This is a genomic window from Collinsella stercoris DSM 13279 (assembly GCF_020735465.1).
Classification (GTDB): domain Bacteria; phylum Actinomycetota; class Coriobacteriia; order Coriobacteriales; family Coriobacteriaceae; genus Collinsella; species Collinsella stercoris.
Map to the genome: position 1 here is coordinate 2,181,069 of NZ_CP085935.1, position 12,475 is coordinate 2,193,543.

Here is a 12,475-nt window from a genome sequence, read left to right on the forward strand (position 1 = left end):
GGGCGCGAGCGCCTACGCGCTGCGGTTGATGAAGAAGTCCGCCATGGAGCAGAGGAGCTCGGCCGACTCGGGCGTGATGGTGCCAGACGCGGCGAGGGCGCGTGCCTTGTCCTGCGCGTCGCGCGTGAGCTTGAGGGCGAGATCTCGGCACGCCTCGATGCCGCCGCCCTGTTCGATGAGCTCCACGGCACGCGCGAGTTTGTCCGGGTTGGTTGTCTTGGATTCCAACAGGTCGACGAGCTCACGGTGCGGCTCGTCATCGAGGTGCTCGAGCGCCCAGACCACGGCGAGCGTGCGCTTGCCCTCGGTGATGTCGGAGCGGAAGTCCTTGCCCTGGGCGCTGGCGTCGCCCACGAGGTTGAGCAGGTCGTCTTGCAGCTGGAAGGCAAGGCCGGCGGGGCGTCCCAGCTCGACGAGCTCACAGGCGGCCTCGTCCGCCGCGCCGGCGGCCAGCGCTCCGATGCGCAGGGGGCTCGCCACGGTGTACCAGGCGGTCTTGCCCTCGATCATGTACAGGTAGTCGCTGCTCGTGACATCCCAGCGTCCGTCGCGCGCCCAGCCTAGGTCGAGTGCCTGGCCCTCGAGCGTATGGCGCTCCATGCGCACGAGCTCGTCAAGGACGCGCAGGCGACGATCGCCCGGCAGGGAGGCATCGTTCAGGACGACCTCGAACACGCGCGTGAGGGCAAGGTCGCCGGCGTTGATGGCAAGGCCCTCACCGTGCGTGCGGTAAAGGCAGGGCTCGCCGCGGCGCAGCTCGCTGGCATCGGCGATGTCGTCGTGGATGAGCGCGGCGCTCTGGAACAGCTCGATGGCCACGCCGGAAGAAAGCGCCTGCTCGGCGCAGCCTCCCACGGCCTCGGCTCCCAGCAGGGCGAGGACGGGGCGCACGCGCTTGCCGCCACCGGCGGTGAAGTGCGCGAGGGGCTCGTACAGGTACCGGTCGAGGTCTCGCGCGGGGGCGTCGACCTCTGCCATGGGCGCGGCGTTCGCCTCATGCAGGGCGCGCTCGATGAGCGGCAGCTTCTCGCGCAAGTATGCGACGAAGGCCTCTCCCGTGTTGGTGTTTGCATCGCTCATGTGCGGCCCTTTCGTTTCTGCGACTTTCACCCTGTAATGCTAGCAAAACGGGGCGACCGTTGGCCGCCCCGTCCAGGTTCGTTCTGCCATGTCCTCAGCGCCTGCGTTCTGCCGACGCAATGGCTGCGCGGAGCGGACGCGATGAGGCTGCGATGTTAGCCCTCGTAGCCGTTGGGGTTGTTGGACTGCCAGTTCCAGGAGTCGCGGCACATGTCGTCGATGTCGAACTGGGCCTCCCAGCCCATGAGCTCGCGGGCCTTGGAGCAGTCGGCGTAGTTCTCGGCCACATCACCCGGACGGCGCGGGTCGATGACGTAGGGAACCTCGTGCCCGCAGGCCTTGCCAAAGGCGCGGATGATTTCGAGGACGGAGGTGCCGCGGCCGGTACCGAGGTTGAATACTTCGACGCCCTCGCGGCCGTTCATCCACGCGAGCGCGGCGGCGTGGCCGGAGGCCAGGTCGCACACGTGGATGTAGTCGCGCACACCGGTGCCGTCGGGCGTGGGGTAGTCGTCGCCGAAGACGTGCACGGCCTCGCGCTTGCCGATGGCGGTCTGCGCCACGTAGGGCAGCAGGTTGTTGGGGATGCCCTTGGGGTCCTCGCCCATGAGGCCGCTCGCGTGCGCGCCGATGGGGTTGAAGTAGCGCAGCAGCACGACGTTCCACTCGGGGTCCGCGGTGTGGAGGTCGGTGAGCATCTGCTCGATCATCCACTTGGTCCAGCCGTACGGGTTGGTGGCGGGCTTCTTGGGGCTCTCCTCGGTGAGCGGCAGGCTGTCGGGGTCGCCGTACACGGTGGCGGAGCTGGAGAAGATGATGGACTTGCAGCCGTGCTCGCGCATGACGTCGACGAGGGTGAGGGTGCTGCCGATGTTGTTGGAGTAGTACTCGATGGGCTTGGACACCGACTCGCCCACGGCCTTGAAGCCGGCGAAGTGGATCACGCGGTCGATGTGGTGCTTGGAGAACACGTCCTCGAGCGCGGCGCGGTCGTTGACGTCGGCCACGTACATGGTGAGGTTCTTGGCGGCCTCGCTGCCCACGATGGTCTTGATGCGGTCCTCGACCTTGGCGGAGGCGTTGGAGAGGTCGTCCACGATGACGACCTGGTAGCCGCGCTCCAGCAGGGCGACGACGGTGTGGGAGCCAATAAAGCCGGCACCGCCGGTCACCAAAACACAGGTGTCGGCGGGGGTGAGGGTTTGAGTCATGCGAGCGCTCCTTTCGAGGGATGATGCTGGCAAGAGTATACCGCTCGCGCCTGTGGGCCATGGGCACCGGCGCGGGGCAACGCAAAACGCCTATCGCCGGGGCCGGTGCGGCCGGGCGATAGGCGTTTTGCGTGAGGTGGGGGCGCTTGCTGCGTGCGTGCGCGTGCGGGCACGGCGGGATGCGCATGCCTGCGCAGGTGCGCGCGGGCACACCGGAGTGCGCCGGTGCGCGCGGGCACGCTGGAGCGCACCGGCGCGCGAAGGGCTACTCGAGGGCCCAGCCGCCCGCCCAGCCCCAACGGGGGCTCACCGTGTCGCCGTAATAGGAGATCCAGCGATCGAGGTTGGTGGACGCGATGCCGCCGATGTTCTCCATGACGGTGTTGTTGCCGACGTAGATGCCCACGTGGCCATAGATGCGGCCCATGGTGTTCTTGGAGTAGGTGGACACGGCGACGATCATGCCCACGCGCAGCTGGTCCTTGTTGGAGCTTGTGCACCAGCGGTTGTACATGTCGTTGGCGTTGCCGCCCAGGTAGCTAAAGCCCGCGGCGGCGAACACGCGGGAGACCCACATGGCGCAGAGACCGGCACCGGGACTCGGCACGGCGTAGCAGCAGGAGACGACGCGCTCCTGCGAGCGGGACGAGCCCGAGATCTGCGCGTTGCCGGGCAGATAGGTGACGCCGCCCTGCTGGTGCTGCTTTTGGGCCTCCTGCTGACGGCGCTCCTCCTCGACGGCGGCCAGGTACTCGGCATCGCGCTTTGCCATGAGCTCCTTGACATCGCTGGAAAGGCCGTCCACCAGGGTCTGGACCTCCGCCTGCTTGGACTGCATGTCGGCGAGCTGGTCGCTTTGCTGCTGCTTGAGGGCCTCGAGGTCGGCCTTCTGCTGCTCGAGGTCGGCCTTCTGCTGCTCGAGCTCCGCGCGGATCTGCTGGACCTCCTTGATGACCTGCTTGTCGGCATCGTTGATTTTTTCGACATAGCGGCTGTTGGAGAGGAGCTCGTCAAAGGACTTGGCGGCGAGCAGCAACTTGAGCGTGCTGCTCGGGCCCTCCTTGTAGCTGTCGGAAACGCGCGCGGCAAGCACCTCCTGCTTGTCCTCAAGTTCCTCTTGCTTCTGCTCGATCTGTTCCTGCGTCTCGTCGATCTGCCCTTGGACATCATCGATCTGGGCGATGGTCTTTTCCTGCTCGAGCGTGAGGGCCTGGAACTCGGCGGCGAGCTGCTCGAGCTCCGCTTCCACGGCGGCGAGCTTTTCCTCGGCGGAGGCGAGGGCGTCGAGCGTCTCCTGCGTCGCCTTTGCGGCGAACGCGCGGTGGGGCATGCCGAACAAGACGGCGGAGCCGGCGAGCGCGAGCGCGGCCTTGATGGCGCTGCGGCGGGTGAAGTCGGCGTTATATCCCAAGTTGAAAAGGGTGTTCTGGATGCGCTCCTGCTGCTCGGATTCCGAGGCGGGCGCGTGAGGAATGTGTGACATGGGTGCTCCGTTTTGTTGGTGTGAATGATCTACGCCACATATCAAGGCTTAAGGATACCGCAACGCGCCCGGCTCGGTGCAAACTCCACGGAATTGCAGCGCCCGGTATGACGATATGGGCTGCCGGGGCGAACGCTGGAGTGCTTAGAGCAGGTTGAGGGCGGTGAGCGCCGCGAGGTATGCGGCGACCGCCAGGACGGCGGGCGCATCGCGTCGCGCGTTGAGCCGCATGACGTGATAGTGGGTGCGCGCGTCGCCGGTGTAGCAGCGCGCGTCCATGGCGCTGCCCAGATTGTCGGCGTGGCGCAGGGCGCTGGCGAACAGTGGCACGATGAGCGGGACGCACGCCCTCGCGTACGCGAGCGCGCCCTTGTTCTCCAGGTCCGCCCCGCGGGCGGTCTGGGCGGCGATGACGTGCTCGGCCTCTTGTGAGAGCGTAGGCACAAAGCGCAGGGCTATGGAGAGCACGAGCGCAGCTTGGCTCACGGGAACGCCGAGGCGCTCAAGCGGTGAGAGCAGGCGCTCCGTGGCATCGGAGAGCGCGACGGGCGTCGTGGTGAGCGTGAGCAGGGAGCCGGCGAGGAGCAGCAGGAAAAAGCGCGCCGTGTACAGCACCGCCGCCTCGATGCCTCCCCAGTAAAGGCGCAGGGGCCCGGCGCTCAACGCGATAGCGCCGGTCTGCACAAACAGGAGATTCACCAGCGACGTGATGACGAGAAACAGCGCAATGGGGCGGATCTGCACGAGCAGTCTGCGTAGGGGCACGTGCGCGCAGGCGATCGCCGCGCCGATTGCCCCCGCCGCGAGCAGCAGCGTGAGCGGCGTGTGCACAAAAAAGCAACTCACCATAAAGGCGAGGGTGCCCACGAGCTTGATGCGCGGGTCGAGTCGGTGCACGGGCGAATCGACGGAAAGGTACTGTCCGATGCTAGCGCGCAGGGCCATGCTCGCTCACCACCTTACCGTTTGCGGGGCGGGCGGTGAGGGCGCGCCCATCGACGCGGCGCCCGCCGTCAAGTGCGATGACCTGATCTGCGAGCTCGGCGACGTCCTCCATGCTGTGCGTGACCATGAGCAGCGTGGTGCCCTGGCGCCTGAGTTGCTTGAGAAGCGCCCGCACATGCGCTCGGCCGGCGGGGTCGAGCCCGGCCATGGGTTCATCGAGCACGAGGATGGGCTGTTTCATGGCGAGCACGCCGGCGAGGGCGACGCTGCGCTGCTGCCCGCCGGAGAGCGCGAAGGGCGATGATGTGAGGAGCGCGCCGGTGGGCGCGAGGTTGACGGAGCGGAGCGCCTCGCGGACGCGCGCCTCGACCTCGCGGGGCGTCAGACCGAGGTTGCGCGGGCCAAAGGCCACGTCGTCAAAGACGGTCTCGGCAAAGAGCTGCCGTTCGGGCAGCTGCGCAACGTAGCCGACGAGGCCGCGCAGCTCCCGGCGGCGCGCGATGTCGGCCGTATCGATGCCCCCAACGCGCACGGCTCCCGCGGTGGGGAGCTTGAGCGCGCAGGCGAGCTCGGCGGTGGTGGATTTGCCCGACCCCGTGTGGCCGATGAGCGCGGTGATGGTGCCGGGGCGCGCCTCGAACGACAGGTCCTCCACTGCGAGGGGGTGCTTTTGCACGGCGGCCTTCCCCGCCCGCTCCGAGCGGGGCGCGTCGACGGTGCCGCGGCTGCCAAAGAGCGCGCGCCTGCGTGTTCGTTTGCGCGGGTTTGCAGCGCGCTCGTACGAGAAGGACACGTGTTCGAACACGAGGCTGGGATCGACGGGGGCATCGGGAATGGCGATGCCGGGCGCGGCGACGTCGGTTGCAACGTCGTTGCCTTGCGCTCCGGTCTCGCTCCGGCCACCGGGCATTTCCAGGCCAAGTTCGTTCACAAGATCGGGTTGGGAAAAGAGCGCGCTTGGCGTTCCGTCAAACGCGACGCGCCCGCGCTTGAGGACGATCGCCCGATCCGCCTCCTGCGCGTCTTCCATAAAGTGCGTGACGTGCAGGATGGTCATGCCGCGGGCGCGCAGGTTTCGAATGATGGTGCGGACGCTTTCCCGACCCTCCACGTCGAGCATGGCGCATGGTTCGTCGAGCAGGAGGATGTCGGGTTCCATAGCAAGGGCGCCGGCAATGGCGACGCGCTGGACCTGGCCGCCGGAAAGGTCGCTGGGATCGCTTCGGGCGCGGTCTTTCATGCCGACCGCGGCAAGGGCAGCGTCGACGCGGGAGGCGATCTCGGGTTGGGCGATGCGCAGGTTCTCCGGACCAAAGGCGACGTCGTCCGCGACGATGCTTGTCACCATCTGATCTTCGGGGTGCTGGAACACGCTGGCGGTGCGGCTGCGGATCTCGAGCGCCCGCCCGGGCTCGCGCGTGTCGATGCCCGCCACGTGCACGGCGCCGCTCGTGGGGAGCGCCAAAACGTTGACGAGCTGCAAAAGCGTCGATTTGCCGGATCCGTTGCTGCCCAGAATGCAGACGTGTTGCCCCGTGGGGATGGAAAGGGAGACGTCTGCGAGCGCCTCGGTTTGAGAGCCGGGATAGGCCAGGTGCACATGCGTGAGCTGTATGAGCGTGCCTGTCCGTTCGGGCGCCTCGGTGTTTGTCATGGACGCACCGCTCCCTGCGCCTTGAGTACGTTCATGCATGGCGCAAGCAGTGCCTGCCCTGCCGCGATGTTGATGAGCATCTTGAGGGCGTTGAACGGAAGCAAGATGGGCAGGATCATGCCCGCGACCTGCTCGATGCTGATGGCGGTGTAGAGGGGCGTGACCAGCAGGTTCATCGCGCAGGAAAGCACGATGGACAGCGCCGCGCCGAGGGCCATGCCCGCAAGCGAGGCCCTGCGCGTCCGTTTGCCCTTGAGGTACACCAGGGCGGCGGGAACGATGAAGAGGCAGGTGGAGAGCATGCCCATGGGTGCTCCGAACGGGTCGAGGAAGACGCGCGGGAGCCACGAGATGATCGCGACGCTCGCTCCGAGCTTGGGGCCAAAGGCGAGCGCGGCGATAAGGCAGACGATGCCCGAGGGATCGTACATGAGCCAAGGGGCGGCGGGGAAAATGGGAATCTGCACAAAGCTCAAGATGAGCGATGCGGCGGTGAAGAGCGCCGCGAGGGCGATTGTGCGGGAATCGATGGCGTTGTTCATGAGGGTGACCTCGTTTCTCTCATCCGGACTATACCGTCGGCCCCGGAATCTCACCAGGTCAACCGCTGTGCGCGGCTCGCGGGCTCATGCGCGCAACGCGGGTTGCGTTTGCATTTACCGCCGGTGGGGAATTGCGCCCCGCCCTGAAACAATATCGACTATAACGCGCCTCCCTGCGGTGCGCAACGGTCCGTCCGGGCGCGCGGGGTTTTGACACGCAAACGTCCTCGGTGCCGAGCTTTGCTCGGCATCCTGCGGAATGTTTGCTTTGCCAAAACCCCGCGCGCCCGGACGGCTGCTGCGAAGCATCCTCGAAAGGGTTATGGAGTCCGTGCGAGGGAGGGGGCGGGCTCGCCGATGGCCCAGGGGTCGTGTGTGGACGGTTGAAGCCGCAAATCGGGCGAAAAGGTAACGAATTTCTGGATGTCCCGAGTAGACCGTGATTTTGAGCGGGGTCTTCCCAGATAAAATCGTTTATCAACAGGGTCTACTCGACCCCTCTTCAAATTCGTTACCTTTTCGCCCGATTTGCGGCATCCTTCCCTTTTTGCGGGGGCATATGCAGGGAAAATCGGCGTCGCTGAGAGGTGCAGCCGCGGTGGGGCTGCATCTGGCGTCCAGTGGGCGTGACGCCGCACTGCCGTGGCGTGACGCCGCGCTGCCGTGGCGCGCGAATGCGCTGCCGCGGGGCTGCGGTCGCTCGGGGTGGGGCTGTCGATTCGTTCGCATCGCTGTCCGGGTTGTCCTCCACATGCGGTGCAGAGTCGCGTGATTGGCGCGGCCGCTTGGGTATAGTGGGTCGTGACGATTTTGTATCCGGCCAATGGGAGGGCCCTATGCACGAGCACGAGTATGTGAGCGAGGAGATGCTCTGCGTGTTGGCGCAGATCGCGGGTGAGGACAATGTGCTCATGACCGAACCCATGCGCGACCACACCACGTTCAAGATCGGCGGTCCCGCCGACGTGATGGTGACGCCCACGACGCCCGAGGCCCTCGTGCGGGTGCTCGATACGTGCTACCTGGGCAATGTGCCGGTGACGGTGGTGGGCAACGGGTCCGACCTGCTGGTGGGTGACCGCGGCGTCCGAGGCGTGGTGGTGTTGCTGCGCGACAACCTGTCCGAGGTCGAGCTCGACGCCTCGCGCTGGCGCGTGACGGCGCAGGCCGGCGCGCTTTTGCGCGACGTGGCCCTTGCCGCCGCCGACGCGGGGCTCAGCGGCATGGAGCCCCTGTGGGGCATTCCCGCCACGGTGGGCGGCGCGTGCTTTATGAACGCGGGCGCCTACGACGGCACGACGGGCGAGGTTTTGGAGTCCGTTCGTGCGTATGTGCCCAGCAAGCAGGGCAATCGTGGCTCGGTGGTGACGCTCGAGGCTCGCGACCTCAACATGGGGTACCGCAAGAGCCGCGTCCACGACGATGGGCTGATCGTCATCTCCGCCACCTTCAAGCTGTCTCCGTCGACCCCGGCGATGGTCCGCGCGGCCATGGATGACTATCAGGCGCGCCGCGAGGAAAAGCAGCCGCTCGAGATGGCGAGCGCCGGCTCTACGTTCAAGCGCCCGGCGGGCTATTTTGCCGGGAAGCTGATCATGGACGCAGGGTTGCGCGGCGCGCGCGTGGGCGATGCGCAGGTGAGCGAAAAGCATTGCGGCTTTGTGGTGAATACCGGTCACGCGAGCGCCAAGGACGTGCTCGGGCTGATCGAGCACGTGCAGAGCGAGGTCAAGGCCCAATTCGGCGTCGATTTGGAGCCCGAGGTCCGCATGGTGGGCGAGTTCTAGGAGCTTCCCCATGTCATGTGCACATGGAGAGACGTTCCGTTGACGCGGTGAATCCGTCCCCTCTGTGCAGCGCGGCTCTTGCGCATGCTTTCGCGCGCGCCTCATGAGTGGAGGGCGGCGGGCGAGCTCGGTAGCGTGTACATGAAATCCGCGCGTTTTTGCACAGGGACGGCTACGCGCGGAAGTCGGTGAGCTCCTGCCAGCGGGAGGACTCGGCGGTCGTGCCGTCTTGCAGGATAAAGTACGCGGCGGTGCCCTCGCGGGCATCGGCGAGCGCGGAGCCCCCGCGGCTGCCGGCGACAAAGAGCGTGGTGGAGAGCGCGTCCGCCAGCGTCGAGCTGGGGCAAAAGATGGTGTCGCTCACCACGTCGGTCTGCACGGGCAGGCCGGTGCGCGGGTCGAGGATGTGCCAGTACGTAACGCCGTCCAGCTCGAACGTCCGCTCGTACAGGCCGCTGGTCACCAGCGAGCCGCCGTCCACGCGCGCGGTTCCCACCACGGAGGCGCCGCCGGGGTCGTTGGGGTCGCGGATGCCCGTTTCCCAGGGCTCGCCGTTGGGCTTCTCCCCAAAGAGCGCGATGTTGCCGCCTAGGGAGAGGACCGCCGCGGTGGCGTGTGTCTCGCGTTCGATCAGCTCGCAGAGGCGGTCGGCAACGTATCCCTTCGCGATGCCGCCCAGGTCGATTTTGGCCTCGGGGTCGGCGAGGCGAACGGTGGCCTGCTCCGCATCAAGCTCGACACAGCGCCAGTTCACATGGGGCAGGGCGTTTGCGATGTCGGCGTCGCTCGGGCGCACGCCTGCCGAGAAGTCCCAAAGCGTGGACACGGCGCCGATGGAGATGTCGAAGAGGCCTTGAGCCGATGCGCAAAACGCAAGCGCTTGCTCCAGCAGGTCGAGCGTGGCGGGGTCGACGGTGACTGCGGCGCCCTTGGCCGCATTGACGCGCGCGATGTCGGATGATTCGTCGTAGAGGTTGAACAGCTTGTCGTAGCGCGCGCATTCCTTGGCGAGCAGGGCCGGCGCCGAGCCATCGCCGTATACGGTGAACGTGCAATACGTGTCAAAGGCGAAGGTCGATCCCGTGGAGGGCTCTGATCCGGCGTCGCTTGATTGCTGAGTGGCCGGCGTGTTGGCGCAACCGCTCAAGAGGGGGGCGGACAGCAGGGCCGCTGCGGCGGGCAGCAGGGAGATGGCCCCGGCGCACAGTGAGCGCCGGCTGAGGTTGCCGCTAGCGCTGCCCATAAAACGCCTCTTGGGGGATCGCGCGGAGCACGAGTTGCGCGACGACGCCCACGGCAAGGCCGCAGAGCGTGCCGGCGATCGCGAGGATGGGCGCATTGACCAGGGCGACCTGCGTGGAGAGCAGGGCCGCAACCGCGAGAAGCTGCCCCGCGTTGTGGGCGATGCCGCCCAAGACGGACGTGGCGATTGGCGAAAACGCCCCGCTGCGCACGGCGAGCGCCATGACGGCCCATGAGAGCAGGCCGCCTGCCAGCGAGAACACCATCATCTGCAGGTTGGCGAAGAGCAGGGACGAGGCGAGGACCTTGGCGAACATGAGGTAGAGCCCGGGCTTTGCGCCGAGGCGCTCGAGCGCGATGAGCACGACGGCGTTGCCGAGTCCCAGTTTGACGCCCGGAACGATCGAGGGTGCCGGAATGAGCAGCTCGAGGTATCCGCACACGAGGGCGGCGGCGGTGAGGACGCCGTACAGCGCCGCGCGCCTCCCCGGCGACAGGGTTGCGGCAGGCGAGAACCCTGCGCTTGGCGTTTCGATGCTGGAGCCTTTGGCGGCGGAGGCCCCCATGCCCGCTTCACTGCTGTTCTGGGCGTCGGCGATGGGGATGTTCTCGTGGGCACGTGAGCCCTTCGGTTCGCTTTCGCCAATTCCTGATATGTCGCGCGTGAATTTCATGGTTGCCATTATACGGGCTAGGGTACGCTGTGGGGAGTTGACGACCCATTCGAAAGGGGAAGCATATGTCCGTGTTGTTTGTCGAATATCCCAAGTGCACCACCTGCAAAAAGGCGAAGAAGTGGCTGGACGAGCACGGGGTGGAGTACGTCGATCGGCACATCGTCGAGGACAACCCGACCGCCGCTGAGCTCAAAGAGTGGCGCGAGCGCTCCGGCCTGCCGCTGCGCCGCTTCTTTAACACGAGCGGCATGAAGTACCGCGAGCTGGGCATCAAGGCCAAGCTCGACGCGGGCATGACCGACGAGGAGGCGTACGAGCTGCTCGCTACCGACGGCATGCTGGTCAAGCGTCCCATCGTCGTCACGGACGCGACGGTGCTCACGGGCTTTAAGGAGGCTGCGTGGGAAGATGCCCTGCTGTAGGCAGTCGCCTCGTCGCCTTACATGGCAATAGCAGGGAGGGCCACCGATCTCTCATCGGTGGCCCTCCCTGCTTGTAACGGCATGGTCGCGTTGTCGGGGCTTCGCGGTGCCCGACTGCTCGGCGTCGTCGAGTCGGTGGGCCATGCCGTGGCTCCGGCGGGCTGCACCGCCGCGACGACGGGATGCGCCGGCGGGCATTGGCGTCGGAGCGCTCCGGAACGGGTGTGCCCGCACGCGCGCCATCGTTGCGTGCGGCTCCTGCCCGGGCGTTACGCTTGGTAGACGGTTCTGCCGCCCACGATCGTGCGGACCACCTCGTACGAGGCGTCGACGAGGGTGAGGTCGGCGTCGGACCCGCACGCGATGCGGCCCTTGCCGGCAAACCCGATGAGACGCGCCGGGTTGTCGCTCATGAGGCGCACGGCGTGATCGACGTCGGTGTCTGCGAACGCCATGATATTGCGCAGCGCCTGGGCGAGCGTGAGCGTGGAGCCCGCACGCACGCCGGTGCTGGCGAGCTTGGCGTCGCCGTCGACCACCACCACGTCGTTCACGCCGAGCTTGTACTCGCCGTCGGGCAGGCCTGCTGCCATGATGGAGTCGGTGATCGCCACAACGTGGTCCCAGCCCTTGGCCTTGAGGTACAGGCGCACGCTGCCCGGGTGGAGGTGGCGCCCGTCGCAGATGGCCTCAACGTAGACATCGGTCTCAAGGCCCGCGCCAAAGATCGCGGGGTTGTGCTGGTGGAAGAGGCGGCATGCGTTGCCGCAGTGCGTGATGGCGGCAGCGCCGGCATCGATACACGTGATCGATTCATCGTAGCCAGCCCCTGAATGTCCGATGGCGCAGGTGATGCCCAGGGCGTTCAGCTGCGGGATGAGGTCCTCGACGCCGGGGATCTCGGGCGCGAGGGTGGTGTAGCGCACATGGCCGCCCGAGGCCTCCTGGTAGGTGCGGAACAAATCGACGCTCGCCTCGTGCATGAGCAGGTGCTCGGGCATGGCACCCTTGTACTCACTCGACAGGCACGGTCCCTCCAGATGAATGCCCAGCAACGGCGCCCCGTCGTACGGGCCTCCCTCGATGACCTTGCGGGCCTGTTCCATGCACCAAAGCGTTTGCTCAGGCGTATCGGTTAGGACGGAGCACAACCAGCCTGTGACGCCTTGGCTTGCAAAAAAGCGACCGATGGTGCGCAGACCCTCTTCGTCGGCGGCGTTCACGTCGATGCCGGCACCGCCGTGCGTGTGTACGTCGATGAACCCGGGCAGGACGGTCAGGCCCTCGGCGTCGATCTCGGGCAGCTCCTTAATGTTGGCGTAGCGCGCGGGCAGGCCGGTTATCCTGCCGTCCTCAACCACGATGTCGCGCTTTTCACTGCCGCTGGGGAGCGAGACAGTCGCGCCCTTGATGTAGAGAGAGTCGTTCATGA

Annotated in this window: 11 protein-coding genes and 1 riboswitch; of the genes, 2 read left to right on the plus strand and 9 right to left on the minus strand. The window is 66.7% G+C overall.

Going from position 1 to position 12,475, the window contains the following annotated elements; all coding sequences use genetic code 11:
• Positions 1-12: 12 nt before the first annotated feature.
• From LK434_RS09225 to LK434_RS09250, 6 genes are all read right to left on the minus strand, one after another.
• The gene (locus tag LK434_RS09225; protein WP_227917732.1) at positions 13-1,080 is read right to left on the minus strand and encodes a polyprenyl synthetase family protein; all 1,068 of its coding nucleotides are present in this window, start codon (positions 1,078-1,080) and stop codon (positions 13-15) included.
• Between the two features lie 155 nt (positions 1,081-1,235).
• On the minus strand, positions 1,236-2,291 hold the full coding sequence (galE, locus tag LK434_RS09230; protein WP_006720539.1) for a UDP-glucose 4-epimerase GalE: 1,056 nt from the start codon (positions 2,289-2,291) through the stop codon (positions 1,236-1,238).
• 265 nt (positions 2,292-2,556) lie between these two features.
• On the minus strand, positions 2,557-3,774 hold the full coding sequence (locus LK434_RS09235; protein ID WP_006720541.1) for a coiled-coil domain-containing protein: 1,218 nt from the start codon (positions 3,772-3,774) through the stop codon (positions 2,557-2,559).
• 144 nt (positions 3,775-3,918) lie between these two features.
• Positions 3,919-4,719, minus strand: a complete 801-nt coding sequence (locus tag LK434_RS09240) for an energy-coupling factor transporter transmembrane component T family protein (RefSeq protein ID WP_006720542.1) — start codon at positions 4,717-4,719, stop codon at positions 3,919-3,921.
• On the minus strand, positions 4,703-6,373 hold the full coding sequence (locus tag LK434_RS09245; protein WP_006720543.1) for an ABC transporter ATP-binding protein: 1,671 nt from the start codon (positions 6,371-6,373) through the stop codon (positions 4,703-4,705). Before LK434_RS09245 ends, LK434_RS09240 begins: the two co-directional genes overlap by 17 nt.
• A complete protein-coding gene (locus LK434_RS09250; RefSeq protein WP_006720544.1) occupies positions 6,370-6,915 on the minus strand; it encodes an ECF transporter S component in 546 nt (181 codons plus the stop codon). The genes LK434_RS09245 and LK434_RS09250 overlap by 4 nt, the downstream gene beginning before the upstream one ends.
• A gap of 7 nt (positions 6,916-6,922) precedes the next feature.
• Positions 6,923-7,070, minus strand: a riboswitch (FMN riboswitch).
• Positions 7,071-7,751: 681 nt separating this feature from the next.
• On the opposite strand from LK434_RS09250, the gene murB reads away from it, so the two are divergent.
• A complete protein-coding gene (gene murB, locus LK434_RS09255; protein ID WP_006720546.1) occupies positions 7,752-8,702 on the plus strand; it encodes a UDP-N-acetylmuramate dehydrogenase in 951 nt (316 codons plus the stop codon).
• 172 nt (positions 8,703-8,874) lie between these two features.
• Here murB and LK434_RS09260 read toward each other — a convergent pair whose 3' ends face one another.
• Positions 8,875-9,945, minus strand: a complete 1,071-nt coding sequence (locus LK434_RS09260; protein WP_006720547.1) for an FAD:protein FMN transferase — start codon at positions 9,943-9,945, stop codon at positions 8,875-8,877.
• Positions 9,932-10,627 carry a Gx transporter family protein gene (locus LK434_RS09265; RefSeq protein ID WP_006720548.1) on the minus strand — a complete coding sequence of 232 codons (696 nt, stop codon included), beginning with the start codon at positions 10,625-10,627 and terminating at the stop codon, positions 9,932-9,934. The genes LK434_RS09260 and LK434_RS09265 overlap by 14 nt, the downstream gene beginning before the upstream one ends.
• Positions 10,628-10,683: 56 nt before the next feature.
• Between LK434_RS09265 and LK434_RS09270 the strand changes: the two genes are divergently transcribed.
• Positions 10,684-11,043 (plus strand): arsenate reductase family protein, encoded by a 360-nt coding sequence (locus tag LK434_RS09270; protein WP_006720549.1) that lies wholly within the window; start codon positions 10,684-10,686, stop codon positions 11,041-11,043.
• Between the two features lie 269 nt (positions 11,044-11,312).
• Here the strand turns inward: LK434_RS09270 and nagA are convergent, their stop codons facing one another.
• Positions 11,313-12,473 (minus strand): N-acetylglucosamine-6-phosphate deacetylase, encoded by a 1,161-nt coding sequence (gene nagA, locus LK434_RS09275; protein WP_006720550.1) that lies wholly within the window; start codon positions 12,471-12,473, stop codon positions 11,313-11,315.
• Positions 12,474-12,475: the final 2 nt, after the last annotated feature.

Coding starts and splice junctions, on each gene's coding strand:
- LK434_RS09225 (WP_227917732.1), bottom strand. CDS start 1,080: ATGAGCGATGCAAACACCAACACGGGAGAGGCCTTCGTCGCATACTTG.
- galE (WP_006720539.1), bottom strand. CDS start 2,291: ATGACTCAAACCCTCACCCCCGCCGACACCTGTGTTTTGGTGACCGGC.
- LK434_RS09235 (WP_006720541.1), bottom strand. CDS start 3,774: ATGTCACACATTCCTCACGCGCCCGCCTCGGAATCCGAGCAGCAGGAG.
- LK434_RS09240 (WP_006720542.1), bottom strand. CDS start 4,719: ATGGCCCTGCGCGCTAGCATCGGACAGTACCTTTCCGTCGATTCGCCC.
- LK434_RS09245 (WP_006720543.1), bottom strand. CDS start 6,373: ATGACAAACACCGAGGCGCCCGAACGGACAGGCACGCTCATACAGCTC.
- LK434_RS09250 (WP_006720544.1), bottom strand. CDS start 6,915: ATGAACAACGCCATCGATTCCCGCACAATCGCCCTCGCGGCGCTCTTC.
- murB (WP_006720546.1), top strand. CDS start 7,752: ATGCACGAGCACGAGTATGTGAGCGAGGAGATGCTCTGCGTGTTGGCG.
- LK434_RS09260 (WP_006720547.1), bottom strand. CDS start 9,945: ATGGGCAGCGCTAGCGGCAACCTCAGCCGGCGCTCACTGTGCGCCGGG.
- LK434_RS09265 (WP_006720548.1), bottom strand. CDS start 10,627: ATGGCAACCATGAAATTCACGCGCGACATATCAGGAATTGGCGAAAGC.
- LK434_RS09270 (WP_006720549.1), top strand. CDS start 10,684: ATGTCCGTGTTGTTTGTCGAATATCCCAAGTGCACCACCTGCAAAAAG.
- nagA (WP_006720550.1), bottom strand. CDS start 12,473: ATGAACGACTCTCTCTACATCAAGGGCGCGACTGTCTCGCTCCCCAGC.